At 75.0% G+C, this 26,536-nt stretch carries 24 protein-coding genes and 1 pseudogene; 15 read left to right on the top strand and 10 right to left on the bottom strand.

The window, feature by feature from the left end:
• The first annotated feature begins 35 nt into the window (after window positions 1-35).
• Window positions 36-614, top strand: coding sequence for a Uma2 family endonuclease (locus tag ACFYZF_RS06180; protein WP_387016525.1), 579 nt, complete (start codon window positions 36-38; stop codon window positions 612-614).
• 18 nt (window positions 615-632) lie between these two features.
• Complete coding sequence (locus ACFYZF_RS06175) at window positions 633-1,718, top strand: amidohydrolase family protein (RefSeq protein WP_387016523.1); 1,086 nt, start codon at window positions 633-635, stop codon at window positions 1,716-1,718.
• On the opposite strand, the gene ACFYZF_RS06170 is transcribed toward ACFYZF_RS06175, so the two are convergent.
• Entirely contained in the window at window positions 1,684-2,283 is a 600-nt protein-coding gene (locus ACFYZF_RS06170) for a TetR family transcriptional regulator (protein ID WP_387016521.1), read from the bottom strand. The genes ACFYZF_RS06175 and ACFYZF_RS06170 overlap by 35 nt on opposite strands.
• A gap of 171 nt (window positions 2,284-2,454) precedes the next feature.
• Between ACFYZF_RS06170 and proS the strand changes: the two genes are divergently transcribed.
• Complete coding sequence (proS, locus tag ACFYZF_RS06165; RefSeq protein ID WP_387016519.1) at window positions 2,455-3,861, top strand: proline--tRNA ligase; 1,407 nt, start codon at window positions 2,455-2,457, stop codon at window positions 3,859-3,861.
• A gap of 102 nt (window positions 3,862-3,963) precedes the next feature.
• Here proS and fxsT read toward each other — a convergent pair whose 3' ends face one another.
• The 7 genes from fxsT to ACFYZF_RS06130 form a co-directional block, all read right to left on the bottom strand.
• Window positions 3,964-6,954 carry an FxSxx-COOH system tetratricopeptide repeat protein gene (fxsT, locus tag ACFYZF_RS06160; protein ID WP_387016518.1) on the bottom strand — a complete coding sequence of 997 codons (2,991 nt, stop codon included), beginning with the start codon at window positions 6,952-6,954 and terminating at the stop codon, window positions 3,964-3,966.
• 136 nt (window positions 6,955-7,090) lie between these two features.
• The gene (locus ACFYZF_RS06155) at window positions 7,091-8,335 is read right to left on the bottom strand and encodes an FxsB family cyclophane-forming radical SAM/SPASM peptide maturase (RefSeq protein ID WP_387016516.1); all 1,245 of its coding nucleotides are present in this window, start codon (window positions 8,333-8,335) and stop codon (window positions 7,091-7,093) included.
• A complete protein-coding gene (locus ACFYZF_RS06150; RefSeq protein ID WP_387016514.1) occupies window positions 8,332-8,568 on the bottom strand; it encodes a hypothetical protein in 237 nt (78 codons plus the stop codon). The genes ACFYZF_RS06155 and ACFYZF_RS06150 overlap by 4 nt, the downstream gene beginning before the upstream one ends.
• Before the next feature lie 241 nt (window positions 8,569-8,809).
• Window positions 8,810-12,241 (bottom strand): SAV_2336 N-terminal domain-related protein, encoded by a 3,432-nt coding sequence (locus ACFYZF_RS06145; RefSeq protein WP_387016512.1) that lies wholly within the window; start codon window positions 12,239-12,241, stop codon window positions 8,810-8,812.
• A complete protein-coding gene (locus ACFYZF_RS06140; RefSeq protein ID WP_387016510.1) occupies window positions 12,241-13,170 on the bottom strand; it encodes an AAA family ATPase in 930 nt (309 codons plus the stop codon). Before ACFYZF_RS06140 ends, ACFYZF_RS06145 begins: the two co-directional genes overlap by 1 nt.
• Before the next feature lie 117 nt (window positions 13,171-13,287).
• Window positions 13,288-15,237, bottom strand: coding sequence for a trypsin-like peptidase domain-containing protein (locus ACFYZF_RS06135; RefSeq protein WP_387016508.1), 1,950 nt, complete (start codon window positions 15,235-15,237; stop codon window positions 13,288-13,290).
• A gap of 13 nt (window positions 15,238-15,250) precedes the next feature.
• The gene (locus ACFYZF_RS06130; RefSeq protein WP_387016506.1) at window positions 15,251-15,595 is read right to left on the bottom strand and encodes a CU044_2847 family protein; all 345 of its coding nucleotides are present in this window, start codon (window positions 15,593-15,595) and stop codon (window positions 15,251-15,253) included.
• Window positions 15,596-15,737: 142 nt separating this feature from the next.
• On the opposite strand from ACFYZF_RS06130, the gene ACFYZF_RS06125 reads away from it, so the two are divergent.
• The 12 genes and pseudogenes from ACFYZF_RS06125 (at window position 15,738) to ACFYZF_RS06070 (ending at window position 23,826) form a co-directional block, all read left to right on the top strand.
• Entirely contained in the window at window positions 15,738-16,385 is a 648-nt protein-coding gene (locus ACFYZF_RS06125; protein ID WP_387016505.1) for a DUF402 domain-containing protein, read from the top strand.
• Window positions 16,386-16,658: 273 nt separating this feature from the next.
• Window positions 16,659-17,135 (top strand): 30S ribosomal protein S16, encoded by a 477-nt coding sequence (rpsP, locus tag ACFYZF_RS06120; RefSeq protein ID WP_387016503.1) that lies wholly within the window; start codon window positions 16,659-16,661, stop codon window positions 17,133-17,135.
• A 1-nt stretch (window position 17,136) separates the two neighbouring features.
• On the top strand, window positions 17,137-17,370 hold the full coding sequence (locus ACFYZF_RS06115; RefSeq protein WP_350888515.1) for an RNA-binding protein: 234 nt from the start codon (window positions 17,137-17,139) through the stop codon (window positions 17,368-17,370).
• On the top strand, window positions 17,370-17,927 hold the full coding sequence (rimM, locus tag ACFYZF_RS06110; protein ID WP_387016501.1) for a ribosome maturation factor RimM: 558 nt from the start codon (window positions 17,370-17,372) through the stop codon (window positions 17,925-17,927). Before ACFYZF_RS06115 ends, rimM begins: the two co-directional genes overlap by 1 nt.
• Window positions 17,928-17,946: 19 nt before the next feature.
• Window positions 17,947-18,735: a tRNA (guanosine(37)-N1)-methyltransferase TrmD gene (gene trmD, locus ACFYZF_RS06105; RefSeq protein ID WP_387016499.1), complete on the top strand. Its 789-nt coding sequence runs from the start codon at window positions 17,947-17,949 to the stop codon at window positions 18,733-18,735.
• 141 nt (window positions 18,736-18,876) lie between these two features.
• Window positions 18,877-19,233, top strand: a complete 357-nt coding sequence (gene rplS / locus ACFYZF_RS06100) for a 50S ribosomal protein L19 (protein ID WP_161687914.1) — start codon at window positions 18,877-18,879, stop codon at window positions 19,231-19,233.
• A gap of 196 nt (window positions 19,234-19,429) precedes the next feature.
• Window positions 19,430-20,298 (top strand): annotated as a pseudogene (gene lepB / locus ACFYZF_RS06095) (signal peptidase I).
• Window positions 20,299-20,307: 9 nt separating this feature from the next.
• On the top strand, window positions 20,308-20,943 hold the full coding sequence (gene lepB / locus ACFYZF_RS06090; protein WP_387016497.1) for a signal peptidase I: 636 nt from the start codon (window positions 20,308-20,310) through the stop codon (window positions 20,941-20,943).
• A gap of 61 nt (window positions 20,944-21,004) precedes the next feature.
• Window positions 21,005-21,529, top strand: coding sequence for an NUDIX hydrolase (locus tag ACFYZF_RS06085; protein WP_387016495.1), 525 nt, complete (start codon window positions 21,005-21,007; stop codon window positions 21,527-21,529).
• Window positions 21,523-22,335, top strand: coding sequence for a ribonuclease HII (locus ACFYZF_RS06080; protein WP_387016493.1), 813 nt, complete (start codon window positions 21,523-21,525; stop codon window positions 22,333-22,335). The genes ACFYZF_RS06085 and ACFYZF_RS06080 overlap by 7 nt, the downstream gene beginning before the upstream one ends.
• Window positions 22,332-22,655, top strand: a complete 324-nt coding sequence (locus ACFYZF_RS06075) for a DUF2469 domain-containing protein (protein ID WP_007075222.1) — start codon at window positions 22,332-22,334, stop codon at window positions 22,653-22,655. The genes ACFYZF_RS06080 and ACFYZF_RS06075 overlap by 4 nt, the downstream gene beginning before the upstream one ends.
• A 526-nt stretch (window positions 22,656-23,181) precedes the next feature.
• Window positions 23,182-23,826, top strand: a complete 645-nt coding sequence (locus tag ACFYZF_RS06070) for a murein hydrolase activator EnvC family protein (RefSeq protein ID WP_387017110.1) — start codon at window positions 23,182-23,184, stop codon at window positions 23,824-23,826.
• 129 nt (window positions 23,827-23,955) lie between these two features.
• Here ACFYZF_RS06070 and ACFYZF_RS06065 read toward each other — a convergent pair whose 3' ends face one another.
• Complete coding sequence (locus ACFYZF_RS06065) at window positions 23,956-25,137, bottom strand: aminotransferase class V-fold PLP-dependent enzyme (protein WP_387016492.1); 1,182 nt, start codon at window positions 25,135-25,137, stop codon at window positions 23,956-23,958.
• Between the two features lie 214 nt (window positions 25,138-25,351).
• On the bottom strand, window positions 25,352-26,392 hold the full coding sequence (locus tag ACFYZF_RS06060; RefSeq protein WP_387016490.1) for a tyrosine recombinase XerC: 1,041 nt from the start codon (window positions 26,390-26,392) through the stop codon (window positions 25,352-25,354).
• Window positions 26,393-26,536: the final 144 nt, after the last annotated feature.

Below are 26,536 nucleotides of genomic sequence, written 5' to 3'. Positions count from 1 at the left end.
GCCTAGGGTGATGTAGCCCCTTGGGAGGAGATGTCATGACCGCAGCCCCGATCCTGCCCGAACGGCACGAGTGGACGGTCGACGACCTCGGCGACCTGCCGAAGGACCTTCCGTACGAACTGATCAACGGAAGGTTGATCGTGCCGTCGCCCACTCTGCTGCACCAGGACATGTGCGTCCGGATCCTGCTCGCCATCGAGACCAACTGCCCCACGGAGTACCAGGTCGGCATCGACCTGTCGATGCGGGTCGACCGCCGCAACGAGCCCCGGCCGGACGTCGTCGCGGTCCGCCGGGGCAACGCCGACCGCAGTCCGCTGCCGGTCGAGGACGCCCTGCTCGCGGTGGAGGTCGTCTCGCCGACCTCCACCTTCCGCGACATGTACGACAAGGCGAAGGTCTACGCGCACGCCGGGGTGCGGTCCTACTGGGTGGTGGACCCGCTCCCCGAGCGCGTCACGCTGACCGAGTACGCGCTCGGCGCGGGCCGCGAGTACGCGCAGGTCACCCACACCGAGGATCTGTTCGTCACCGAGCTGCCGTGGAAGGTCTCCGTCGACCTGCCGGCGCTCACCACCCGCCGGAACGGGCTGCTCGCCACCGACGGGGAGTGATCGGGTAGGACTGTGTGCATGGCTCTGCATGTGCGCGGTGTGCTGCTCCCCGACGACAAGGTCCGGGATCTCTGGCTGGTCGGCGACCGGGTCACCTTCGATCCGGTGCCCGGGGCGGAGACGGTCGTCGACGGCGGCTTCATCCTGCCCGGGCTGACCGACGCCCACTGTCACCTCGGCATCGCCCGGGGCGGTGCCCCGGTCACCTCCCTGGACCAGGCCCGCGCGCTGGCCCGCGTCGACCGGGACGCCGGGGTCCTCGCGATCCGGGACGCCGGCTCGCCGTACCCGTACCCCGAGCTCGACGACGACCCGGAGCTGCCGCGACTGGCCCGCGCGGGCCGGCACGTCGCCCCGCCGAAGCGCTACCTGCGCGACATCGGCGTGGAGGTCGACGCGGCGGAGGTGGCCGCCACCGTCGCCGCCCAGGCCGCCGCCGGCAACGGCTGGGTCAAGCTGGTCGGCGACTGGATCGACCGGGGGGTCGGCGACCTCGCCCCCGCCTGGGACGCCGACACGATGACCGCCGCCGTGGCCGCCGCGCACGCCGCCGGGGTGCGGGCGGCGGTGCACACCTTCTCCGAGTCCGCCGTCGAGATCATGGTGCGGGCCGGGGTGGACTCGGTCGAGCACGGCACCGGGCTCAGCCTCGACCTGATCGACCTGATGGCCCGGCAGGGCACCGCCCTCGTCCCTACGATGATCAACATCGCGACGTTCGGCGGGATCGCCGAGCAGGCCCGCTCGAAGTTCCCCGGGTACGCCGACCACATGCTCGCCCTGCGCGACCGGTTCCCCGAGGTGGTCCGGTCCGCGTACGAGGCGGGGGTGCCCATCTACGTCGGCACCGACGCGGGCGGCGGCATCGACCACGGGCTGGCCGCCGAGGAGATGATGCTGCTGCACGAGCGGGCCGGCATGTCGGCGGTGGACGTCCTGGCCGCCGCCTCCTGGAAGGCGCGGGAGTGGCTGGGCTTCCCGGGCCTGGTCGAGGGCGGCCTCGCGGACCTCACGGTCTACCCGACGGATCCCCGCCGCGACCTGTCGGTGGTTCGCACCCCCACCCGAGTCATCCTCCGCGGCCGGCCCCTCCGAAGAGGGTGAGGGTCAGGTCGGTCAGGGTCCGGGCGGTTCGGTCGACCGGGGAGCGGGGGAGCACGATGTGGCTGACCACCAGGCGGACGATGGTGTCGGCGGCGAACGCCAGGGCGGCCGGGTCGGCCGCCGGGAGGCGGACGGTGGCCCAGTCCAGCAGCGCTCCGGTCGCCTCGGTGAGTACCAGTTCGGCGCGGGTGGTCAGGTACGGCAGCAGCTCGTCCGAGCCGCCCCGGGCGCTGGTCAGGATCGCCTTGAGCAGTGGGTTGTCCGCCGCCGCGGCGAGGGTGTGCGAGATCGCCGCGTACGCCCCGGCCGGGATGTCGTCGCCGTGCGCGTCCAGGTTGGCCCGCACGTCGGTGACGAACCGGTCCACCTCATGCCGGGCGAGGGCCTCGGCCAGCCCCGCCTTGCTGCCGAACTCGTTGTAGACCGTCTGCCGGCTCACCCCGGCAGCGCCGGCCACCTCGCCCATCCGCACGCCGTCCCAGCCGCCGGCCACGGTCTGCGCCCGGGCGGCGTCGACGATGCTGTTCCGCAGTCGCTGCCGGGCGGCGTCCCTGAACTCACCCATGGTGGTCGAAGTCTACGGCCGGGGCTGCCTGACCCGCCGGGACCGCCGCCCGGCGGGTGGTCCGGTAGCGGCACGCGGCGTGCCCATGACCGCCGTCCATCGGGCGGTCCGGTAGCGGCATGTCGCGCCCGATGGCGACCGTCCGGCGCGGGCCGCATAGGATGTGCGGTCATGGCACGCGTGCTCACTCCCCGAGCGGAGGACTTTCCCCGCTGGTACCAGGACCTGATCGCCAAGGCGAAGCTGGCCGACAACGGCCCGGTCCGAGGGACCATGGTCATCCGACCGGCCGGCTACGCCATCTGGGAGCGGATGCAGGCCGAGATGGACGCCCGGATCAAGGCGGCCGGCGCGGAGAACGCGTACTTCCCGCTGTTCATCCCGGAGAGCTACCTCAAGCGCGAGGCCGAGCACGTCGAGGGCTTCTCGCCGGAGCTGGCGGTGGTCACCCACGGCGGTGGCAAGCAGCTCGCCGAGCCGGTGGTGGTGCGCCCCACCAGCGAGACGGTGATCGGCGAGTTCATGGCCAAGTGGATCGACTCGTACCGGGACCTGCCGCTGCTGCTCAACCAGTGGGCGAACGTGGTCCGCTGGGAGCTGCGCCCCCGGATCTTCCTGCGCACCAGCGAGTTCCTCTGGCAGGAGGGGCACACCGCCCACGCGACCCGCTCCGATGCCCAGGCGTACGCCCGGAAGATCCTGCACGAGGCGTACGAGGACCTGATGGTCAACGTGCTCGCCATCCCCGTGGTGGTGGGCCTGAAGACCACCCGTGAGCGCTTCGCCGGGGCCACCGCCACGTTCACGTGCGAGGGCATGATGGGCGACGGCAAGGCCCTCCAGCTCGGCACCAGCCACGAGCTGGGGCAGAACTTCGCCAAGGCGTTCGACATCAGCTACTCCTCCGCCGAGGGCGGCCGGGAGCACGCCTGGACGACCTCCTGGGGCACCTCCACGCGGATGCTGGGCGGCCTGATCATGGCCCACGGCGACGACAACGGGCTGCGGGTGCCGCCGAGGCTGGCGCCGGTCCAGGCGTACGTGATGGTGGTGAAGGCCGGCGAGGGCGTCGGTGAGGCGGCGGCCAAGCTGCTCGACGCGCTACGCGACGCCGGGGTCCGGGTCGCGCTCGACGACCGCACCGACACCCCGTTCGGCCGCCGGGCCGTCGACGCCGAGCTGCGCGGCTATCCGGTACGCGTCGAGGTCGGCCCCCGCGACCTGGCCGCCGGCAACGCGGTCGTGGTCCGTCGTACGGACGGCTCGAAGTCGCCCACCCCGTTGGCCGAGGTGGTCGGCGCGGTGCTGGCCGCCCTGGAGACCGACCAGCGGGCGCTGCACGACCAGGCCCTCGCGCACCGCGAGTCCCGAACCGTCGAGGTCGCCACGCTCGCCGAGGCGATCGAGGCCGCGGCCACCGGCTGGGCCCGGGTGCCGTGGTCGGCGGTCGGTGTGGCCGGCGAGGCCGAGGCGAACGGCCAGGGCGTCACCGTGCGCTGCCTGCTGCGCGCCGACGGCTCGGTCCCGGACTCCGAGGACGAGCCCGACCTGGTCGCCATCCTGGCCCGCGCCTACTGACCCACCGCCTGCGAGGGGCGGCCGGCACCCCCGGCCGCCCCTCGACGCGTTCCCGGCCGCCGAGGCCCGGGCCCGTCGACCGGGTGGGCTGAGCGGGGTGGCTCAGGCCGGCGGAAGCTCCACGTCGCAGTCCAGCCGGGTGCGAGCCGCCGCGGCCTCGGCCTCCGGGTGGTCCCCGCCGAGGGTGCGCTCGTAGCTCGCCATGGTGTCCCGCAGCAGCTCGCGGGCGCCCTCGTGGTCCTCGTCGGCGCGCCGGTCGCCGCTCAGGTTCGAAGCGCAGGCCAGGGTGTAGGGGTGCGCCGCGCCCCGGACCGCGCGCAGGCGTTCCAGCAACTCCTCGCCGAGCTGCCGCGCCGCCCGCACCTCACCGAGGGCCCGCAGGTCGCTGGCGAGGTTGGTGCCGCAGGCAAGGGTGTACGGGTGGTCCGGGGCGAGCGCAGCCGACAGCCCGGCCCGGGTGCGCTCGTTGAGCCTGCGCGCCCCCTCCGGCTCGCCGGTCAGCCGCAGGCAGATCGCGAGGTTCACGGCGGCGCACAGCGTGTACGGATGCTCCTCGCCGGCCGTGTCGCGCAGGCGCTCCAGCGCGTCCTCGGCGCGGGCCCGGGCCCCGGGGGTCTCGCCGAGGCACCGCAGGTCGTTGGCCAGGTTGCTGGCGGCGGCCAGCGACTCGGCGTAGTCCGGCCCGAACCGGTGCCGGTGCTGGGCCAGGCAGCCGCTGGCCAACTGGTACGCGTCGAGGTAGCGCCCGGCCTTGCGGCGGGTGACCGCGAGGTTCTTCATCGCCTGCAGCGAGTCCGGATGGTCAGGGCCGAAGAGGACCCCGTAGCGCCGGTGGACCTCCTCCTGGAGTTGCCACGCCCGGGCGTACTCCCCACACTCGCGCAGGTCCCGGGCGACGTTGTTGGCGGAGAACAGCGTCGACCGGTTCTCCTCGCCGCCGAACCGGATCCGGTACCGGCGCAGCACGTCCTCGTCGAGGGCGAGTGCGGCCCGGAACTCGCCCATCATCCGCCGGGACACCGCGTAGTTGTGCGCGGTGAGCAGGGTGCGCGGATGGTCGGGGCCCAGCGCCAGCAGCCCGCGCTCGTGGGCCCGGCGGTCCAGCTCGTACGCCGCCTTCCAGTCGCCGAGCCGGCGCAGGTCCGCCGCCAGGCCGTTCGCCGCGCCGAGCGTCTCCGGGTGCCCCTCGCCGAGGTCGGCGCGGGCCCGGGCCAGGTTCGCCGCATCCAGCGACCGGGCCTGCTCGTACTCGCCCCGGCTGCGCAGCGCGTTGGCCAGCGTGACGCTCAGGGCCACCACGTCCGGGTGGCTCCGGGCGATCACCTTCACCCAGGCCGCCCGGGCCCGGATGCCCAGTCGTTGGCACGCGGTGTACTCGCCCCGGGCGAAGAGGTACCGGCACAGGTTGATCACCAGGCCGCGGACCGCCGGGTCGTCCACGTCGGTGGCCACGTCGGCGGCCTCGGCGTGCACCAGCAGGTCGGCGTACCAGGGGTGGTGGACGATCTGTTCCGGCTCGCCCGGGTCGGCGGCGGCGAGCAGCCGTCGGGCCGTTCCGGCATACGTGTGGCGCTCGGCATCGGTGAGCTGTTCCCGGAGGAACTGCTGGAAGACCCGGTGCAGCTGGACGGTCTCCCGGCCGTCGCGCTCGCCGATCCGGGCCAGCCCGTACGCGCCGATCTCGTGGAAGATGCCCGCCCGGGACATGGTGTCCCCGATCTCCTCGCCGAGCGGGGTGGGCAGCTCGACCGCCGGCCGGCTGCCGTCGGGCGGGCCGAGCAGCAGGGACATCGGCACCGGGTCCGGCCCCAGGAACGCGCACAGCCGCAGCAGTTGGGCGGCGGACAGCCGGCGCTCCCGGAGCCGGTTCATCGGCAGCACCCAGGCCATCACGACCTGCCGCTCGTACGACGAGACCTGGGCCTGGTTGAGCAGCGCGGTCATCCGTTGCTCGCTCTCGACCAGGTAGTCCCGCACGGGCAGGTGCGAGGTCGACAGGTACCCGGCGCTGGCGTCGAGGGCGAGCGGCAGGTCGCCGAACCGGTCGGCCAGCTGGAAGGCGTCGTCCTCGGTCAGCCGGGGTGCCCGCCGACGCAGGAAGTCGAGGCTCTCCACCCGTCGGTAGACGTCCAACTCCAGCACGTCGGCGCGGGACCGCCAGTCCTCGCCCCGCGAGGTCACCAGCACGTGGCACCGCCCCCGCGGCGCCCGGCCGTTGGGCAGCAGCCGGGCCAGCTCGTGCGGGGCGGGTGCGTTGTCGAAGACCAACAGCCAGTCGCGGACCGGCTCGCCCCGGCGCAGCGCCTCCAGCACCGTGTCGGCGGTCACCCCCAGGTCGTCGCTGATCCGCAGGCCGATCGAGGCGGCCAGCCCGGCCAGGTCGGCCCGGACCGTGGAGAGCTGCTCGCTGCGCACGTACCAGACCAGGTCGTAGCAGGCCGCGAAGCGGTACGCGTACTCGACCGCGAGCTGGGTCTTGCCGACCCCGGCCGGGCCCAGCACCGCGGTCGGCACCACCGCCGTCACGTCCCCGGTGAGCAGTTCCCGCAGCTCCCGCAGCGCCTCCTCCCGGCCGGTGAAGTTCGGATTGCGGGGCGGGAAGGGCTGGCGCCAGTACCGGGGCTGGTGCAGCGGCCAGGGCGCGGCTGACGACCGGCGGGGGGCCGGGGCGTCCAGCCCGAACAGGGCGAGGACCTCGGCGCGGGCGTCGGCCTCGTCCAGCACGCCGAGCACCGGGCACTCGCCGCTGGCGAGGAACGTCGGCCGGCGCAGCCCGGCCGCCACCGGGCGGAACGCGACCCCCCGCTCGGCCCGCAGGGCGGACACCGCCTCCGCCCACTCGGCGACCGTGCGCGCCCCGGCGCGCAGCAGCGTGTCGCTCAGCACCAGCAGCAGCCCGGTGGCGTCTCCGGCCGCGTCCCGCAGCAGCGCGGCGAGGTCGTCGGCGGGCCGGGGATCAAGCTGTCGTGGCTCGGTGCCGGCCCCGCCCTGTTCGAGCTGCTCGCAGAGCCACTCCGCCCACAGCCGGTCGGCCCCGGCGTGGGCCAGGACGATCCGCGGCCGGCCTTCGGCGGCGCTGCGCTGAGCACTCATCGAGCCTCCCTGGTCCAGGCCGCCGGACTTCCGAGGCCCGTTCGGCGCGGCCCGACCGAGCTACGAGGATAGCCTTCCGCACCCTCCACATCACCCTCCGTCCGTCCTATCGGGAACCCGACACCGGCCGACGGGGTCAGGGCGCGGCCGGGTCGGGTGCCGTCCGCTCCGCCGTCCGGGCGGGCCGACCGCCGGCCGGTGCCCGGCCCGATGGCGCGGCCGGCGCTGGCGGTCCGGGCACCCCGGCGACCCGCCGGGCCAGGTGATCGATCAGGCGGTACAGATCAGCGCAGTACACCGACGGGTTGTCGAAGCCGCGCCCGGCGCGGAACCGGTGCGGGTACAGGCCGCCCCCACAGATCCGGTGCACCGGGCAGGCCCGGCACGCCTCGGGCAGCCCGGCCGCGCCGCCCTGGCCGGCCCGCACCGCAGGGTGGGCCAGCGCCGCGTCGAACCGGTCGGAGTGCACGGTCAGCCCGGTCGCCGCGGCCCCCGGGTAGGCCGCCTTCAGCGTGTCCACCAGCTCGATCTCGCCGTCGGTCTCCACCACCACGAACGCCGCCGGGGACAGCCCGACGGACTCGACCCGGCTCGCCCCGCCGAGCAGCAGCACCAAGATCTCCTCCAGCATTCGCACGCCGGTCTCCCGGCGCGGCGCCGCGTACCAGCGCTCGAAGATCGCGATCAGCCAGTCGGCGTACGGCGTCAGGGCCGGGTCGGCCGGCCGACCCGGCGGCGGGTCGGTCCAGGTGCCGTGCGGCAGCAGGAAGTCGACCACCGGCGGGTCGAACTCCAGCAGCGCCTCGTAGGCGCGGACCGGGTCGGTGCGGAGGTCCACGGTGGCCAGCAGGCCGGCGAAGAGCGGCCGGTAGCGCGGCCCGGACAGCAGCTCCAGGGCGCGGACGGTGGCCGGGTGGCTGCTGCCGCCGTCGCGCCGGCGGCGGTGCCGATCGGTCGCGGACCGGTCGCCGTCGAGGCTCACCCCGACCCGCACGTCGTGTCGCCGGAACGTCTCCAGCATGTCCCGGTCGAGCAGGGTCCCGTTGGTCTGCACCACGAAGGACAGCGCGGTCCCCGGCCCGGCGAGCCGGCGCAGCTCGGTCACCACGTGTTCCAGCCGGCGGGCACCGGCGAGCAGCGGCTCGCCGCCGTGCAGGACGACGCTGGCCTCGGCGACCCCGTGGTCGCGCAGGTGCTCGGCGATTCGCTCCCCGGCCCGCCGCACCACCTCGGCGCTCATCACCCGGGGCCGGCGGGCCCAGCTCTGGTCGGCCATCTCGTAGACGTAGCAGTAGTCGCAGGCCAGGTTGCACCGGCTGTGCACCTTCAGCACGAACTCCTGGAACGGCACCGGGGCCGCCGGAGGGCCGGCGCCGGTCACCGGCCCTCCTCGTCCGCCCCGGGCCCGGCCGGGTCGTCCCGGCCCCGGTACGGTGTGGTGGGCACGCCGCCGTTCTGGTTGTTGAACCGGGCCACGACCCGCCCCCCGGCGCTCGCCTCGGCCCGGACCCGCCGGATCACGTGTCGGAGCACGTCGGTGCCGCTCTCCGCCAGCTCGTCGAGCATCTCCTCCGGGAGGATCGTCGGTGCGGACCCGAACTCGGCTTCCCTCATGCGCTCGGCCATCCCTCCGCCAAGTGCCGCAGGCCGCGCTCCGACGAGCGACCCAGCTATGAACGTCGATCCCAAAGGCCGAGGATAACTCGCGGGTGCTCGGTCGAAGGGCCCGTGCGAGCTGCGGCAGTCGGCGGGCTGCCTGGACGCGGGTGGCGGCGCGAGGGCGGGGCGGACGTCCCGCCGGTCCGTGGCGGCCCGCCCAGGCGCGGGTGGCGGGCCCGTGGCCGTCCCCGGCCGGCTAACCGTCCCCGGCCAGTCGGTCCAGCAGCCGCCGGGTGGCCGCCGGGTCCGCGTCGTCCGCGCCGAGCGAACGGACCTGCCCGGCCAGCACGTCCCGCAGCTCCCGGCGGGCCCCGCCGAGATCGCCGAGACCGGCCAGCGCCTCGGCCGCCGCGGACCGGGCGGCGAGGGCCCGGCGGTGCCCGGGGCCGAGCCGCTGGGCGAGGATGTCGGCCACCGCCCGCAACTCCTCCCGGGCCTCGGTGAACCGCTCCGCCGCCAGCAGCGCCCGGCCGAAGGCGACCCGCACCTCGACGGTGGGGGCACCGTCCGGGCCGTGGCGGCGGCCGTGCAACTCCACCGCCCGGCGGTAGCACGCCACCGCGGCGGACCGCTCACGCAGCGCGAGCAGCGCCTCCGCCAGCAGGCGGACCCGGTCGGCCAGCCGGGGGTCGTCGGCGGGCGTCACGTCGACCGCCCGGGCGAGGGCCTGTCGGGCGGCGTCCAGGTCGGCCCGGGAGCCGAACCGGTCGGCCCGCGCCCGCAGCGCGTCGCCGAGGCCGGCCAGCCGCCGGCCGAGCTCAGCGCCCGAGGCCGGTGACGTCCGCACGGCCTCCTCGTACCGGGCGCACGCCTCCTGGATGTCGCCCGCGTCACCGGCCGCGTCGTACCGCAGTCGCAGGGCGTCGCCCAGCGCGGCGAGGTGGTGGTGCCGGTCCGGGTGGAAGCCGGGCACCGCGTCGAGCAGCCGGCGGGCGGCGTCGACCAGCGCGTCGCGGTCGCGGTCCCGGCCGTCCCGGTCGACGCGCAGCCGCAGCAGCCGGCCGAGGGTGGCCAGGCACTCGGCGTGCGTCACGTCGTCCCGGCCGCCGGCCGCCACGGCGGCCCGTGCCGTCGCCACCGCCGCGTCCAGCTCGGCGGGGTCACCGGTGGCGACGGACAGCTCGCCACGCGCCTCGGCGAGGCCGTGCAGGACCCGGGCGTCGCCGTCCGGCCCGGAACGCTCGGTGGCCTCGGCGTAGAGGGCTGCGGCGCGGCGCAGCAGGTCCGGCTCGCCGGTCTCCCGGGCGGCGCGGCGCAGCAGGTCCGCCAGGCGTACCCGGCGACTGTGCCGCCCCGGCGTGTCCGCCACGTCGCCGCTCACCGCGTCCGCCCTGGTCAGCGCGGTTCGGTCTCCGGTCAGCGCGTACCGGCGCAGCAGCGCGTCGACAGCCCGCAGCCGCAGGTCGTCCCCGCCCGCCTCGGGGGCCGCCCTGGCCGCCGCGAGGTAGAGCTCGACCGCCTCGTCGAGGTCCGCCACCGTGCCGAGCCGGTCGGCCCGGACCACCAGCGCGCGGGCCAGCCCGACGGTGCCGCGCCACCGCCCGGAGCGGGGGCCGTCGGGCGCGGCGAGGGCGCTGCGGAACAGGGCCACGGCGGCGTTCAGGTCGGCCGTGGCGCCGCGCTCGGTGCACAGCGACAACCGGACCTCGGCGAGGTCGAGCACCGCGTCAGGGTCGTCCGGCTCCGTGCCGCCGTCGGCCCACCGTCGCACCTGCTCCAGGATGGAAGCCGCCTCGACCAGGTCGGTGACGTCCCCGGTGAGCTGGAACCGGGCCCGCAGCGCGCGGGCGAGGCCGGTCAGGTCGGTGCGGTCCGGGCCGGCGGCCGTCGCCTGTCGCAACCCCCGGATGGTCGCGTCGAGCCCGTCGAGGTCCTGCTCGTCCACGGACGGGCCGACGACGGACGGGCCCGGCTCCGCCGTCACCAGAGGGCCCGGCTCCACCGTCACCCGGCGGACCGGGTGGTGGCCGTTGACCGGGGACGGCGGGCCCGGGTCCGGCTCCCGCTGCTCGACGAACTCGATCAGCTCCCGGTGTCGACCGCCGAGCCGGGTCAGCACCGTGGCCGGGAGGCGGCCGAAGGACTGGCCGAGCCCCGCGTCGCCGGCGACCCCGGCCGGAGCGCTCAGCGCCGCCGCGAACTCCCGCATGCTGATCCCCATCTGGCGGGCCAGGAACCGGGCGATCTCGTGCCGTAGGCGCAGCAGGTCGGTGTGCAGCAGCAGGTCCCGCAGCATCGGCCGGATGCCCTGATGGAAATCGAACCGCAGGTCTCCCGCCGGATCGGGCTGCCGGACGAGCAGCCCACCGAGGAGCACCTCCGCCAGGTGCGCGGGGTGGGCCGGCGCCGCCGACGCCTGCTGCACCAGGCGCATGATCGGCAGTGTCACCGGAAGGTCCGCGAGCTGGGTGGCCAGCCGCAGCGCCTCCGGGCTGGCGGTGGCCAGGAACCGGCTCAGCCGCCGGGCCGCCTCGTCCTGTGGGGAACCGCCGACCGGCTCGACGGGGGCCGGCGGCCCGGGGTGCGGCGGCAGCGTGACCACCGCGTCGATCGTGCCGTCGCCGGTGCCGGTGAGCCGCGCCCAGCCGGCCAGCCAGTCCGGCTGGATCTGCAGCACCGGCACCGGGACGATCCCGCGCAGGCCCGCGCCGGGCCGCCACTGCCGGGGTACGAACCGGAGGTGGCGGTTGGCGCTGTCGCCCCCGGTCGCGGTGAGCCGGCCGCGCACCGGCACCAGGCCGCTGCGCCGCCACATCCGCTGCGGCAGCGGTTGCAGGATCGCCACGGTCTCGTGCCGGGCCCAGGTCTGCAGGGTGTGGAACATCGAGCCGTCGTGCCACTCCGGCCCGGCGCAGTCGCTGACCACGAGGATGAGCTGGCGTCCCCGTGGGTCGAGCAGTTCCCGCGTCGAGTGGCCGGGCGCGCCCGGCCCGTCGGTCGGGCCCACGGTGAGCCGCCGCTCGGCCCCGGACGGCAGCCGCACCCGCCGGACGTGACGGAAGGCCCTCAGCCGGGTCAGCGCCGACTCCAGGTCGGCCACCAGCGGACGCCAGACGGCCATCGACGCCCCGCCGTCCACGGCGAGGGTCAGGTCGAACCACGGCTGGGACGTCGGGCGCAGGACCGGCACCCACAGTCCCTGCTCGACGACCCGCGCCGCGGTGGCCTCCTCGTCGAGGGCGAGCGTGTTCGGGTCGGGCACCCGGCGGCGCAGCGGACGCAGGCTCCGGGCCAACGCCCGGGTGTCCAGGGCGGGGGGCGCCGGGGCGCGGACCGGCAGGCCCGCGTCGCCGCTTCCCGCCGGCCGTCCGGCCGGCCGGGGCACGTGCAGGCGTACCCAACGCACCGGGTCGGGCGCGTCGCTGCCCTCCACCCGCGTCGGGGTGGGCCGGGGCCTTGTCCGGGGCCTCCGGGGCGTGGAAAGCCGGTTGGGTTCCGCCCCCTCGGGCGTCGGGTCCGCCGGTTCGGCCGGGTCGGCGTCCGCCGGGTCGGCCGGCGTCGGAGACGTTCCCGCTTCGGCCGGCGGACCGCCGCCGGGCAGGAACCGGGCCAGCCAGAGGGCGTCCGCGAGCTCCCGCGGCTGCACGTCGAGACCGCGCAGCGCACCCACCAGCCGGACCGTGCTCATCAGCTGTCCGGCCCCGCGTCCAACTGCCGCAGCACCAGGTCCGCGAGCCGCTCCCGGTCCGGCCGCCCCCCGTCGGGCGCCTGGACGGTGAGGTAGATGGCGTTGAGGAGCTGGTCGGTGGCGAGGGTGCCGCGCTCCCGCCGGGACAGGAACAGCTCGACCAGGTCGGCCGTCTCGGCCGTCGGCTCGGTTCCGAAGTGCGCGGCGACGATCGCGGCGAGCTGCTCGGCGTCCGGCTGGCCCAGGTCCAGCCGCAGGCACCGGCGGTGGAACGCGGGGGAGAACTCGCGCTCGCCGTTGCTGGTCATGATCACGAGCGGGAACGCGTGGCAGCGCACCACGCCCTGGTGCACCGCCACCTGGTCCGCGCTGCCCTCGACCGGCAGGTCGACCTGCGGCTGGCTGGCGGCGATCCGTTGCAGCTCCGGGACGCGGTACTCGCCGTCCTCGAAGATGTTGAGCAGGTCGTTCGGCAGGTCCACGTCGCTCTTGTCGATCTCGTCGATCAGCAGCACCCGGGGGTGCTCGTACGGCAGCAGGGCCGTGCCGAGCGGCCCCAGGTGCAGGTAGCGGCCGATCGGCAGGTCCCCCGGAGTGCCGAGCTGATGGTGCAGGCTCGCCTCCTGGAGCCGGCCGATCGCGTCGTAGCTGTAGAGCCCCTCGGCGAGGGTGGACCGGCTGGTGATCGGCCAGCGCAGCACCGGGCCGAGGGCCAGCTCGTGCGCCACCGCGTACGCCAGGGTCGACTTGCCCACCCCCGGCTTTCCGGTGATCAACAGCGGGCGCCGCAGGTAGAGGGCGGCGTTGACCAGCTCCAGCTCGTCGGGGCGGGGCTGGTAGCTGACCGCCCGGTGCAGCTCACCGAGCCGTCGGCCGGCCGCGCCGTCCGGGCTCGACGGCGGTGGCGCCAGGGGGGCGCCGTCGAACACCCGCCAGGGCGGGGGAGGGGGCAGCCGGAGTATCCCGGAGTGGGGACTCCCCGTGCCCCGATAGATCCACCAGTCCTGCAACGTCTCGTCCCTCCTGTCGGCCGGCCCGCGCCGGTCTCACCACTGCGCGTCGAGCGTCGAGGGGTCCCGGAAACGCCGGAACGGATCGTCCCAGAGCAGGACCAGCCGGTGCCCGCAGTGGTTGTCGTCGCGGGCCGCCACCGCCGCGGCGCGCAGCTGGCGGACGTCCAGCGGCAGCGACCCGATCGGCCGGCGGCGTAGCCGGGACTCCAGGTCGGCCAGGAACTCCTCCCCCCGGCAGGCGCCGGCGCCGCCCGGGGCGGGGTGCCGGTCGCAGCCCGCCCGGCTCCACAGCGCCACCGGCGCCCCGGCCCGCACCCCGACCTCCAGCAGCGTGCGCTGGGCCGGGTCCGTGGTCGGGCCGGGCAGCAGCACGCCCCCGGGGTTGGTCGTGGTGAGGTGGGCGTAGAACCAGGTCGGATCCGTCTCGGCGCGGCAGTCGACGGTGGCGAAGGACATCCCCTCCGCCGACGCCGACAGCGCCTCCCAGCGCTCCTCGGCCTCCGGCCCGGCCGCCCCGTCCTCGCCGTCGTCGGCGATCCGCACCAGCACGGGCCGGACCAACCCGAGCGGGGCGACGTCGTGCGGAGTGAGGACCCACTCGTCGATCGGCAGGTCGAGCAGTTCCGGCGGCAGTGCCAGCTCGACCATCACGGTGCGGCCCCAACCGAGCTGGCGGAGCCCGACGTGCAGCTCGCGGCGCAGGGCGGCCTCCAGCTGGGGCAGGGTCATCGGCTCGTCGTGCTGGGCCAGGCAGCGCACGTCGTCCCGGCTCCGGTAGACGGACACGGACAGCAGGTAGCGCCGCTGGTCGTGGCCGGCGGGGGTGACCTCGACCAGCACCGATGACCGTTCCCCCGACGACCGTTCCCCCGACGGCACCCGCTGGGCGGGGAGCAGGGCTTGCCGGTGCTGCGCGAGCTGCGCCCGCTGGCCCAGCCGGAACGCCAGGTCGTCGACCCAGTCCTGGAGCCGGCCACGCTCGGTGGCCGGGCAGCGGGGGATCAGCGCGGTGGCGAAGACGAGCAGCGGGTGCAGCTCCCCGCGCCGGGCCCGCGCGACGTCGTCGAGGGCGCGGACGACGTCGCGCCGGTCCAGCAGCGGCTGGGTCGGCGTCGGCGCCCACCGGCCGCACGCCCGCTCGTAGAGGTGGTGCGCGTCGTCGGCTGCCGGCAACCGGGCCAGGATGCCGCGCACCTTCGCCTCCTCAGCGGCCCGCAGCACCGGCAGCTTCGCCCCCGGGTCCAGCAGCTCGGCCACCTCGGGCGCGGTGACGGCGGCACGCCGGGCCCGCAACCGGTCCACGGCGTGGGCCCAGGAGCCGTCGGCGCCGTGGTGCCGGTCGTGGCCGCGCCACAGCTCGCGCAGCAGGGCCACGGGCAGCCCACGCAGCTCGCCGAGGGGCACGGCCAGCCCGCCGTACGGGTCGCCGGGGCTACGGGCGGTCTTCACCACCGCGCACACCTCGCCGCTGGTGAGGTCCACGATCGGGCTGCCGGAGCTGCCCTCGGCCAGCTCGTCGTCGCGGACCCGCAGCGCCGTGGCACCCCGGACGCCCTGCCGGCCCGCCGAGAACAGCCAGGCCGAGGTGGGCTCCGGGGTGCCGTACGCCCCGGCGAAGCCGAAGGTGTGCAGCGGTGCGCCGTCGGGCGGCGGTTGCTCGCCGAGCCACACGCAGGGGTGGTCGGCGGGCGCGTCGGCCACCCGGAGCACCGCGAGGTCGGGCAGGGGCCAGATCGACTGGCCGCCGGTCGAGGTCGGGGCGGCGTGCACGACCCGGGCGCTCAACGGCCGGCCGCCCCAGCGCACCGGCAGCGTGGCGCCCTCCCGGCCGTTCACGACGTGCGCGCAGGTCAGGGCGTAGCCGGGGGCGACAAAGAACGCTGTGCCGCCGCGGATGCCGTCGCTCCGGGGCACCTCGATCACGGTGGACCGCAGGGCCCGGCTGATCTCGTCGAATCCGTCGGCGATCAGCGGGACCCCCATGATGTGCGGGCCCTCAGCCGTTCGTGCCCGTGGGCGCCGGGCGGTCGTCGGCCTGGCCGGTCTGCCAACCCAGGGTGATCTTGAGGTTGGCCTCGGCGCCGGCCTCGGTGAGCACGCTGAGCACCCGGCCGGTCTTCGCCGACATGGTGACCCCGAACTCCACGCTGACCGAGTCGGGGCGGGCCTCGCGCAGCCCGGCGCGGACGCTGCCCGCCACCCCCCGGACCGTTTCCAGCAGGCCCTCCAGGCGGTACACCTGGTCCTCCCGCCAGCCCACGTCGGCCGGGCCGGCGGTGCCGGCGACCCGGACCCAGACCGTCTCGCCACTGGGCAGCTCGACCCGTACGTCCTCCGACACAGGCCCGTCCTTCCGCTCGGCGACGCGTGTCCATCACACCGTAGCGATTCAGCGACGGGGATCGACAGCCCGAAACGGCCGATCGGGTGTCGGAACAACGGCGCACCGGCCGCCCGGCCGCGCCCCGGTAGGGTCGGTGCCCATGACGTTCTCGCCCGGCCGGTTGATCATGCATCGCAACGTGCGGCACGGCCGGATCGGTTGGGTCCGGGCGGGGCGGGTGGTCAGCGACGACGAGCGCGGGCTGCTCATCTTCGTCGCCCGCGACTCGCCGGTGGCCCACGAGGTCACCGAGGCCGGCCTCGGGATGCGGGCGATGCCGTTCGCCGAGTGGGTCACGTCGTCGTACCGGCTGGCGCTCGGGCGGTGGAACGGGCCGTCGGTGCTCAAGTTCCTGCCCGTGGGCGCGGCCCACTCGGTCTGGTGGTTCTCCGACGCCGACGGGCGCTTCGCCAACTGGTACGTCAATCTGGAGGAGCCGGGTGTCCGCTGGGACGACGGCGACGTGGTCGGGGTGGACATGGTCGACCAGGACCTCGACGTGGTGATCCGGCCGGACCGCAGCTGGGAGTGGAAGGACGAGGAGGAGTTCGCCGAGCGGCTGGCCCTCCCCGACGACTACTGGGTGGCCGACGAGGCGGCGGTGCGCGCCGAGGGGCTGCGGGTGATCGCCCGCGCCGAGGCCGGCGAGTTCCCGTTCGACGGCACCTGGTGCGACTTCACCCCGCCGCCCGGGTGGGAGGTGCCGGAGAAGCTGCCGGACGGCTGGGACCGTCCGCCGGCCTGCTGAGCAGTCGCCGCGAGCGCCCGAACAGTCGGACAAAGGACGCGAAGGGGCGGTATCCGGCAGTCAGGCGAGTGACCTGGCCCGCCGGTGTGAAGGATCCCGGCCCGATCTGGCAGAATGGGTCGCTGGTATCCGGCACGCGTTCGGCGCCCTCTAACCCGGGCGCGTCGCCAGTCCACCGAGCAGCCTCCGGCTCAAACCCCACTGTGCCGGTCGGCGCTCACCCGTGCACCGCCCGTGTTGGGTCGGTGAGATCGCAACAGGAGCGAAACAACTGTGGCCGTAAAGATCCGGCTCCTGCGGATGGGCAAGATCCGCAACCCGCAGTACCGCATCGTCATCGCCGACTCGCGCACCAAGCGTGACGGTCGCGCGATCGAGTTCGTCGGCGTGTACCAGCCGAAGGAGCACCCTTCGGTGATCGAGGTCAAGTCGGAGCGGGTCCAGTACTGGCTGTCCGTCGGCGCGCAGCCGAGCGAGGCCGTGCAGCGTCTGCTTGAGCTGACCGGGGACTGGCAGAAGTTCAAGGGCCTGCCGGCCCCGCCGCCGCTGCTGGTCGCCGCCGAGCGCGTCGACCGCAAGGTGGCGTACGAGGCCGAGGCGAAGGCCGCCGCCGGCCTGACCGAGGCTCCGGCGAAGCCGGCCAAGAAGGCCGCCAAGGCTGAGGCACCGAAGGCTGAGGCGCCGAAGGCTGAGGCTGAGGCGCCGAAGGCCGAGGCGCAGCCCGCCACGAACGCTGGCGAGCAGGCCTGACATGGCGCTGCGTCCGGCGCTCGAACACCTGGTCAAGGGCATCGTCGATCACCCGGACGATGTCCGGGTCCGGATGGCCGACTCCCGTCGGGGCAAGCGGCTGGAAATCCGCGTGCACCCGGAGGACCTCGGCACGGTGATCGGGCGGTCCGGCCGGACTGCCAAGGCGCTGCGCCAGGTGATCGGCTCCATCGGTGGACGTGGCGTGCGCGTCGACATCGTCGATTCGTACTGATGCGGCTCATCGTCGGCAGGATCGGTAAGCCGCACGGCCTCCGCGGTGAAGTCACCGTGGAAGTGCGCACCGACGAGCCCGAGGCACGCTTCGCGCCCGGCTCGGTACTCAGTACCGAGCCGGGCGCGGTGCCGCCGGCCAACCCCGCCCCCGGCCCCGGAGTGCCGTTCCGGGTCCCGGCCGAGCTGACCGTGGAGTCCGCCCGCTGGCACCAGGGGCGGATGCTGGTCGCGTTCGAGGGCATCCTCGAACGCGATGTCGCCGAGGCGCTGCGCGGCACCCTGATCGGGGTGGACAGCGCCGGCGTCGCCTCGCCGGAGGACCCGGAGGAGTTCCACGACCACCAGCTCGTCGGCCTCGCCGTGGTCACCCCGGGCGGCGAGCACCTCGGTGAGGTGGTCCGGATCGAGCACGCCCCCGCGTCCGACCTGCTGGTGTTGCGCCGCCCCGAGGGGCGTACCGCGCTCATCCCGTTCGTCAAGGCGATCGTCCTTGAGGTGGATGTCGCCGGCGGACGTGTCGTCGTCGACCCGCCGGCCGGTCTGTTCGATCTCTAGACCGCTGGAGCACCCGCGCATGCGCGTCGACGTCGTGTCGATCTTCCCCGAGTACTTCACCCCGCTGGACCTCTCCCTGATCGGTAGGGCCCGGGCCAACGGCGTGCTGCGGCTGGCCGTACACGACCTGCGGAGCTGGACCCACGACGTGCACCGCACCGTCGACGACACCCCCTACGGCGGCGGGCCCGGCATGGTGATGCGGCCCGAGCCGTGGGGGGACGCGCTCGACGCCCTCGCCCCGGCGGAGCCGGCCCCCGACGGTCCGGCCCTGCCCCGGCTGCTGGTGCCCTCCCCGGCCGGGGAGCCGTTCACCCAGGCCATGGCGCACGAGCTGGCCGGCGAGTCGCACCTGCTGTTCGCCTGCGGCCGGTACGAGGGCATCGACCAGCGGGTGCTCGACCAGGCCGCCACCCGGATGCGGGTGACCGAGGTGTCGCTCGGCGACTACGTGCTCTTCGGCGGCGAGGTGGCGGTGCTGGTGATCCTGGAGGCGGTCACCCGGCTGCTGCCCGGGGTGCTCGGCAACGCCGGGTCGCTGGACGAGGAGTCGCACGCCCACGGGCTGCTGGAGGCGCCGATGTACACCAAGCCGGCGGCCTGGCGGGGGCACGAGGTGCCGGAGGTGCTCCGCTCCGGCGACCATGGGCGGATCGCCCGCTGGCGGCGCGACGAGGCGCTGGCGCGCACCGCGACCCGCCGGCCCGACATGTTCGCCGCGCTCGACCCGGCGAGCCTGGACAAGCGGGACAGAGCGGCCCTGGATCGGGCCGGATTTCAGGTGCCGCCGGGGAATGTGGCAAAGTAGAGGGGTTGCCGCAACCGTCCGCGCCGTGGGCGGCTGCGAGGATTCCCGACCGGGGCCGCCCGTCGGTCGCCACCCGGGGATCAGAATCACCCATCCGCGCATCGACTGACGGTGCGCCGTGAGCCTCACGAGGACACAGCGATGAATATCCTGGACGCCCTTGACGCCCAGTCGAAGCGGGTCGACATTCCCCAGTTCCGTGCCGGTGACACCGTCAAGGTGCACGCGCGGGTCGTCGAGGGCAACCGGTCCCGTGTCCAGATCTTCCAGGGCGTCGTCATCCGCCGCCAGGGTGACGGCCTGCGCGAGACCTTCTCGGTCCGCAAGGTCAGCTTCGGTGTGGGCGTCGAGCGGACCTACCCGGTGAACAGCCCGGGTATCGACCGGATCGAGATCGTGACCCGCGGTGCCGTCCGTCGCGCCAAGCTCTACTACCTGCGCGAGCTGCGGGGCAAGAAGGCCAAGATCAAGGAGCGCCGCGAGAAGCAGTCGAGCTGACTGCTCGCTAGCCACACCGCCTGAGCTACGCGGATGTCGTACGGGCCAGCCCCGGTTACGCTGTTCGCACGGGCACAGGCGGGCATCGGCGCGTCGCGGCGGCAGCTGCGGCCACAGATCGTCCCACTACCGCCCGTGGGGCCTCGACGAGGCTCCCGGGCGGTAGTGGCATTTCTGCGGACCGGGGAGTGGCCAGGTGCGGACGCTTGACGAGGACGGCGCTGTCGATCCGTGGCGTCGGCGCCCCCGGCGCCCCCGCCGGCAGATGCCGCTCTGGCAGGAGCTGCCCCTGCTGCTGATCGTCGCCTTCTGCCTGGCGGTGCTGATCCGCACCTTCCTGCTCCAGGCGTTCTTCATCCCGTCCGGGTCGATGGAGGACACCCTGCTCATCGGCGACCGGGTGCTCGTCAACAAGGTCGTCTACGACGTGCGGGATCCGCAGCGCGGCGAGGTCGTGGTCTTCCGGGGCACCGACAGGTGGGTCGCTCAGCAGGCACAGGAGCCCGAGCCCGGGATCGCCGGGAAGTTCGCCCGCACGGTCGGCGACCTGGTCGGGCTCAGCCGCCCCGGCGAGAAGGACTTCATCAAGCGGGTCATCGGCCTCCCCGGCGACCGGGTGAAGTGCTGCGACACCCAGGGCCGGGTCACCGTCAACGACATTCCGCTCGACGAGCCGTACGTGATCCGGAACTCCCCGCTGGACCTGCCGCCGAATCCCGGTGAGTGCCGGTCGCGGCGCTTCGCCGAGGTGGTGGTCCCGCCCGACCAGATCTTCGTGATGGGCGACCACCGGCTGGTCTCCCAGGACGCCCGCTGCCAGGGCCCGGTGCCGATCGACAACGTCGTCGGGCGGGCGTTCGTCGTGGTCTGGCCGTCCTCCCGGTGGGCGTCGTTGTCGGTGCCGGACACCTTCGCCGGAGTCACCAGGCCCGTCACGGCTGCCGGCGACCCCCCGGCCCCCGCGCGCCCCACCGGATCGGGCGGTGTGCTGCTGCTCCTCCCGGTCTCGGCCGCGCTGTCCGTCCTCGCGCGTTCCGGGCGGTCCCGGTGGTCACGGCGACGTAGGCTCCACCCGTGATTGACGAGCAGACCGACAAGAAGAGCGGCTCCTTCTGGAAGGAGCTGCCCATCCTTCTGGGCGTGGCGATCCTGGTCGCGGTGCTGGTGCGGGCCTTCGTGCTGCAGACCTTCTACATCCCGTCGCCGTCCATGGAGAACACCCTCCAAATCGACGATCGGGTGCTGGTCAACAAGCTGGTGTACGACTTCCGGTCGCCGCACCGCGGCGAGGTGATCGTCTTCAAGGCGCCCACCGAGTGGAGCGGCAACCCCGACGGCGAGGACTTCATCAAGCGGGTGATCGGCGTCGGCGGCGACCACGTGGTCTGCTGCGATCCGCAGGAGCGGTTGGTGATCAACGGCAGGTCGCTCGACGAGCCGTACATCTACTCGGCAGCCGGACAGCAGGACAAGCCAGCCGACCAGGAGTTCGACATCACCGTGCCGAAGGGGCGGCTGTGGGTGATGGGTGACCACCGCTCGGCCTCCGGCGACTCGCTGGAGCACTGGCAGCAGTCCGGCCAGAACATCCAGAGCGCCACCATCCCCGAGGACCAGGTGGTCGGCCGCGCCTTCACCGTCTTCTGGCCGGTCGGCCGGGCCACCTGGCTCACCGTCCCGGACTCGTTCGACGGCGTCCCCAACCCCTGATCCGCCCGCCGACCCCCGGGTGGGCGTGGGCGACGCGGGCCGGGTCTGGCAGGCTGGGAAGGTGACCGTCTACACCCCTCGACGTGCGGCGCGCGTGTTGCTCGTCGACGACGCCGACCGGGTGCTGCTCTTCGCCGGTTGCGACCCGGCGCGGCCCGAGCACCGGTACTGGCTCACCCCCGGTGGCGGACTGGAGCCGGGTGAGTCCCCGGCGGTCGGCGCCGCCCGGGAGTTGGCCGAGGAGACGGGCCTGCGGCTGGCCCCGGCCGAGCTGGGCGAGCCGGTGTGGCGGGAGACGATCCGGTTCCCCTTCGGCGGCGTGCGGTACCAGCAGGAGCAGGAGTTCTTCCTGCTCCGGGTGCCCTCGTGGGAGGTGGACACCGCTGGCTTCGACGCCGTCGAGCGGGCCAGCGTCTCCGGGCACCGGTGGTGGCCGGCCGACGAACTGGCCGCCACCACCGAGCGGTACTACCCGGCCGACCTGCCGGCCCTGCTGCGCCGGGTGCTGGCCACGCGGCCCGACGCGCCGACCCCGCCCGCCGGGTCCGCCGGGCCGGTCCCTGCGGCCGGGGGTACGCCGTGCTGACCCCGCCGCGCACAGTGGTCCGCCGGGAGGCCGGGCTGTACGCGCTGGAGCGCGCCCTGCAACGCCGGGGCTTCCGGCACGTGGCGGGCGCCGACGAGGCCGGCCGGGGCGCCTGTGCCGGCCCGCTGGTCGCGGCGGCGGCGGTGTTGCCCGAGGGGCGACGGGGCGAGATCGACGGGCTGGCCGACTCCAAGCTGCTCACCCCGGCCAGCCGGGAGCGCATCTACGAGCAGGTGGTCACCCGCGCCCTGGCGTACGCGGTGGTGGTGATCCCGGCCGACGAGGTGGACACCCGCGGCCTGCACGTGTGCAACCTCGCCGCGATGCGTCGGGCGCTGGCGTCGCTGGACACCCGCCCGGACTACGTGCTGACTGACGGCTTCGGCGTCGACGGGCTGGACGTGCCGGGGCTGGCGGTCTGGAAGGGCGACCGGGTGGCCGCCTGCGTGGCGGCGGCGAGCGTGCTGGCCAAGGTCACCCGGGACCGGATCATGGTCGAGCTGGACGGGACGTTCCCCGACTACGGCTTCGCCGAGCACAAGGGCTACATCACGGCGGAGCACACCGCCGCTCTGCGGGAGCACGGACCGTGCCGGGAACACCGCTTCTCGTACGTGAACGTGGCCGCCGTGTCCGGCCTGGACGGGCGGCCACCCAGGTCCCGCCGGCCGGTGGGTGCGTGCCCGGACGAGCCGATGGAGCGCTTCGGGGCGTCAGGAGGTACCGTCGGCGTGGCGTTGGGCGAGCAGCCCCGACCTCCCGCGCCGGTGGGGGAAGATGTGGTCATGGAAGGCGGAGTGCGATGAGCGCGGAAGATCTCGAAAAGTACGAGACCGAGATGGAGCTCCAGCTCTACCGGGAGTACCGCGACATCGTCCGCCAGTTCTCCTACGTCGTGGAGACGGAGCGCCGCTTCTACCTGGCCAACCAGGTGGACCTGCACGTGCGCAACTCCGACGGCGAGGTCTACTTCGAGGTCGAGATGCACGACGCCTGGGTGTGGGACATGTACCGTCCCGCCCGGTTCGTCAAGAACGTCCGGGTGATGACGTTCAAGGACGTCAACGTCGAGGAACTGGAGAAGCCCGACATCTCCCTGCCGGCCGACTCCGGCTTCGGCGGCTGACGGTCCTTCCGGCACCCCACCGCGTCGACCGGTCCGGCGCCGGCCGCGCGTCCCCACCGCCCGGCCCCGCCGCAATCCGTCGGCACCACCGCGCCCGGCCCGCGCCCGACGGCACCGCTCGTGGTTGCGGGCGGCCAGCCGAACTCCTCGATGCTGGTCGCCTCGTCCGGCCTGGCGGCCCGGGAGGGTCGGCTGATGCGGTCCACAGTGGTCATCACGCGCTGCCCCGGTCCGGGCCGGCGGCTTTCCTGGTGGTGGGCCGGGGTGCCGGCCGGGACGCACCGGGTCCGGGTGGGCCGGGCCGACCGACCGGGCCATAGCAGATCATCGGTCCGGACGAGGACTGTCCACAGCCCGCCCGGCCGTCCACAGGCGAGCGGCCTGCGGTGGCGGCACGTCCCGGGATTCCGGCACGCTGCCGGGCATGTGGACGAGGAACGGGGCCGGTGGCTCAGGATGGGGCGGGACCGGTGCCGGCTTCCTGCGGGCCCGGGGTGAGGCCGCCCGCCGGCCGGTGCGACCGGCCATGGCGGTGCTGTCCGTAGCGGCGCTCTGCGCGGCGGTCCTCGCCGCCGGGACCGGTCCCGTGGCTCCGCCGCAATCCGGCGCCGGCGGCGTGGTGATCGTGTCCGCCGTCGAGCGCGGCCCCGTCAAGCTCGGCCCCGGTCCGCCCGGCTCCGTCTCGCCCGGCTCCGTCCCGCCCGGTGTCGGGCCGGCGGCAGCGCCCGCCGCAACGGCCCGGGCGCAGCCTCCCGCGCCGGACGCGCGGTTCCGGTGGCCGCTCGACGGCGTCCCTCGACCGGCCCGCCGCTTCGCGCCGCCCCCGGAGCCGTGGCTGCCCGGCCACCGGGGCGTCGACCTGGTCGCCGCGCCGGGCGCCGTGGTCCGGGCCGCCGGGTCGGGGGTGGTGCTGTTCGCCGGCCCGGTCGCGGGTCGTCCCGTGGTCACGGTCGGGCACGACGCGGGGTTGCGGACCACGTACGAGCCGGTGCGGCCGGGCGTCCGCGCCGGGGACCGGGTGGCCGCCGGGGTGCCGTTGGGCCGGTTGCGGCCCGGGCACCCGGGCTGCCCCGAGCCGGCCTGCCTGCACTGGGGGCTGCGCCGGGGAGCGGAGTACCTGGACCCGCTGGCCCTGCTCGGGCTCGGCCCCGTCCGGCTCCTGCCCACCTGACCGCCCCCGCCGCCACGGTGCTGCCTTCACGCAGCCGCCCTCACGGGGCCGTCGCCCTCGACCTGGTCGGGGCGGCCCGCGACGTGCTCGGCACGCGGTCGGCGGTGCAGCCGCCGGGGCGGTCGCCGGTCAGCGCCGGGTGAGCAGCGCCGGCAGCCGCGCGGCGAGCCGCTCGTACTCGTGCGGCGCGTTGTAGACCTGGCCGCACAGCCGTAGCCAGCCACGGTTGTTCCAGGACATCACCGCCACCTCGGTGGACAGCTCCTCGGCGATCCGACCCCGCAGGGCGAGGGCGTCGTCGAGCGTGGCGGCCAGCCCGGCCGGCAGCGGGACGATCCGCATCGCCACCGTCGGCCCGCCCGGATCCGGCAGGTCGGCCGGTGCTACCCCCAGCGCGTCCCCCACCACCCGCTGCCCGTACGCGGCCAGCGCGGCGTTGTGCGCCCGCACCCGGTCGACGCCGAGGCTGCGCAGGGTCCAGACGCCGGCCGGTGCGGCCAGCCACGACGTGTAGTCCAGGGTCGCCTGCCACTCGACGTTGCCCGGGAAACCGGCCCCCTGCTCCCAGGAGACCACCAGCGGCTCCATCCGGTCCCGCCACGACGGGGCCACCACCAGCGCGGCGGTGCCGCGCGGGGCGTATCCCCACTTGTGCAGGTTGCCGACCCAGAAGTCCGCGCCGATGTCCCCGACGGGGGTCGGCAGCATGCCCGGCGCGTGGGCGGCGTCGACGAGCACCGGCACCTCGTGCTCCTGGGCGGCCCCGACGATCGCCGCGGCCGGAAAGAGGCGGGCGGTGGCCGAGGTGAGCTGGTCGACGACGAGCAGCTTCGTCCGTCCGGGCCGCAGCCCCGCCCGGACGAGCTGGACGACCTGCTCGTCCGTCGCGGTCAACGGCACGTGCAGGGTGCGGCGGGTCGCCCCGGTGCGCCGGCACTCGCGGTCGACGGAGAAGCCGACCGCGCCGTAGCCGTGATCGGTGGTGAGCACCTCGTCGCCGGGGCGCAGGCCGAGCGACTGGAGCACCACGGCGACGCCGGTGGTGGCGTTGCCGACCAGCGCGGTGCCGTCGGGGTCGGCGCCGAGGAAGGCGGCCAGGTGCCGGCGGGTGTGGGCGATCCGGTCCACCAGGCTCGGCCCGAAGAAGCGCAGCGGGTTGGCCTCCATCTCGTCGCGGAGCCGCTGCTGGGCGCGCTGCACCCCGATCGGCACCGCGCCGAACGAGCCGTGGTTGAGGTGGCTCACCGCCGGGTCGAGGGAGAAGAGCAGCCGGGCGCCGGGGATGGGCTCGGGCGGCTGCGGCGCGCTCATCCCATGATCGTAGCCCGACATCCATCGACGGTGCCCCCTCAATGACCAGGCGACGGCGGCGGCCGGCTTCTCGGGTCGCGTACCGGTCGACCCGCGCGGCGGTTGGTCCGCGCGGCGGTTGGTCTGCGGCGGTTGGTCTGCGGCGGTTGGTCCGAGGGGAGCGTCGGCGCGGGGCCGGGCCGGCGCAGACGGGTGGGGCGCGGACCCACCCGGCTCAGGCGCGCGGGTGTGCCTGCCGGTACGCGGCCCGCAGCCGCTCGACCGAGACGTGGGTGTAGATCTGCGTGCTGGCCAGCGACGAGTGGCCCAGCAACTCCTGCACCGCCCGCAGGTCCGCGCCGCCCTCCAGCAGGTGGGTTGCGGCCGAGTGGCGTAGGCCGTGCGGGCTGGTCCGGGGCAGCCCCGTCGCCTCCGCGTACCCGGCGACGACCCGTCGGGCGGTGGTCGGGTGGAGTCGGCCGCCCCGTGCCCCGAGCAACAGGGCTTCGCCGGACTCCGGGCCGGCGAGGACGGTCCGCCCGGCTCGCAGCCACTCGTCCAGCGCCCGTTGCGCCGGCACCCCGTAGGGCACGGACCGCTCCCGGGAGCCCTTGCCGAGCACCCGGACCACCCGGCGGGTGTCGTCCACATCGGCGGTGTCCAAGCCGCACGCCTCACTGATCCGCACCCCGGTCGCGTAGAGCAGCTCGAGCAGAACCCGGTCCCGTAGCACCACGGCCCGCGCCGCCTCCTCGTCGGCGGGAGCCGACGGTGAGGCGGTGGAAGGATCGGGCCGTTCGCCGCCACGCCCTTCCGCCCTGGTGGCAGGGGCTGGGGTCGTCGGGAGGGAGGCCGGGGCCTCGACCAGGGCGGTCACCTGGTCGGCGCGGAGCACGGTCGGCAGGTCCCGGTGAGCCCGGGGGCTTGCCAGCGGGGCGGCCACGTCGGTGGGCAGCAGGCCGGCGCGGTGGGCCCACGCGCTGAACGTGCGCGCCGAGGCGGCCCGCCGGGCCATCGTGGTCCGCGCGGCCCCGGTCGTCCGCTGCTTCGCCAGCCAGCTGCGCAGCACGCCGAGGTCGAGGTCGGCCACCCCGACGCAGCCCATCCGGGCGGCGTGGTCGAACAGGGAGACCAGGTCGCCGACGTACGCCCGGACGGTGTGCGCCGAGCGGTTGCGCACCCGGGCCAGGTGGTCGGCGAAGTCGTCCACCGCCTCCCGCAGCGCCACCGGAAGGGCCGCGTGTGTCTCCCTCGTGCCGCGCTCGGCGCGGGTCACCGGGCGCCTTCCGGCCTACCCGCCGTGGCTGGCCAACCGGGCCGCGCCCCTCCGTCGCCTCGCACCGGCTCAGCTTACGAGCGCCCCGCCACCCGGGCAGCACGGCGGGCCGACGGGCTGACAGGGCGACGGGCCGACGGGGCG

It is taken from the genome of Micromonospora sp. NPDC001898 (assembly GCF_042891255.1).
Classification (GTDB): domain Bacteria; phylum Actinomycetota; class Actinomycetes; order Mycobacteriales; family Micromonosporaceae; genus Micromonospora.
The sequence above is the reverse complement of the archived record's forward strand: the minus strand, read 5'-3'. Positions and strand labels throughout refer to the sequence as shown.

Coding starts and splice junctions, on each gene's coding strand:
- ACFYZF_RS06180 (WP_387016525.1), top strand. CDS start 36: ATGACCGCAGCCCCGATCCTGCCCGAACGGCACGAGTGGACGGTCGAC.
- ACFYZF_RS06175 (WP_387016523.1), top strand. CDS start 633: ATGGCTCTGCATGTGCGCGGTGTGCTGCTCCCCGACGACAAGGTCCGG.
- ACFYZF_RS06170 (WP_387016521.1), bottom strand. CDS start 2,283: ATGGGTGAGTTCAGGGACGCCGCCCGGCAGCGACTGCGGAACAGCATC.
- proS (WP_387016519.1), top strand. CDS start 2,455: ATGGCACGCGTGCTCACTCCCCGAGCGGAGGACTTTCCCCGCTGGTAC.
- fxsT (WP_387016518.1), bottom strand. CDS start 6,954: ATGAGTGCTCAGCGCAGCGCCGCCGAAGGCCGGCCGCGGATCGTCCTG.
- ACFYZF_RS06150 (WP_387016514.1), bottom strand. CDS start 8,568: ATGAGGGAAGCCGAGTTCGGGTCCGCACCGACGATCCTCCCGGAGGAG.
- ACFYZF_RS06145 (WP_387016512.1), bottom strand. CDS start 12,241: ATGAGCACGGTCCGGCTGGTGGGTGCGCTGCGCGGTCTCGACGTGCAG.
- ACFYZF_RS06135 (WP_387016508.1), bottom strand. CDS start 15,237: ATGGGGGTCCCGCTGATCGCCGACGGATTCGACGAGATCAGCCGGGCC.
- ACFYZF_RS06125 (WP_387016505.1), top strand. CDS start 15,738: ATGACGTTCTCGCCCGGCCGGTTGATCATGCATCGCAACGTGCGGCAC.
- ACFYZF_RS06115 (WP_350888515.1), top strand. CDS start 17,137: ATGGCGCTGCGTCCGGCGCTCGAACACCTGGTCAAGGGCATCGTCGAT.
- rimM (WP_387016501.1), top strand. CDS start 17,370: ATGCGGCTCATCGTCGGCAGGATCGGTAAGCCGCACGGCCTCCGCGGT.
- trmD (WP_387016499.1), top strand. CDS start 17,947: ATGCGCGTCGACGTCGTGTCGATCTTCCCCGAGTACTTCACCCCGCTG.
- rplS (WP_161687914.1), top strand. CDS start 18,877: ATGAATATCCTGGACGCCCTTGACGCCCAGTCGAAGCGGGTCGACATT.
- ACFYZF_RS06075 (WP_007075222.1), top strand. CDS start 22,332: ATGAGCGCGGAAGATCTCGAAAAGTACGAGACCGAGATGGAGCTCCAG.
- ACFYZF_RS06070 (WP_387017110.1), top strand. CDS start 23,182: ATGGCGGTGCTGTCCGTAGCGGCGCTCTGCGCGGCGGTCCTCGCCGCC.
- ACFYZF_RS06065 (WP_387016492.1), bottom strand. CDS start 25,137: ATGAGCGCGCCGCAGCCGCCCGAGCCCATCCCCGGCGCCCGGCTGCTC.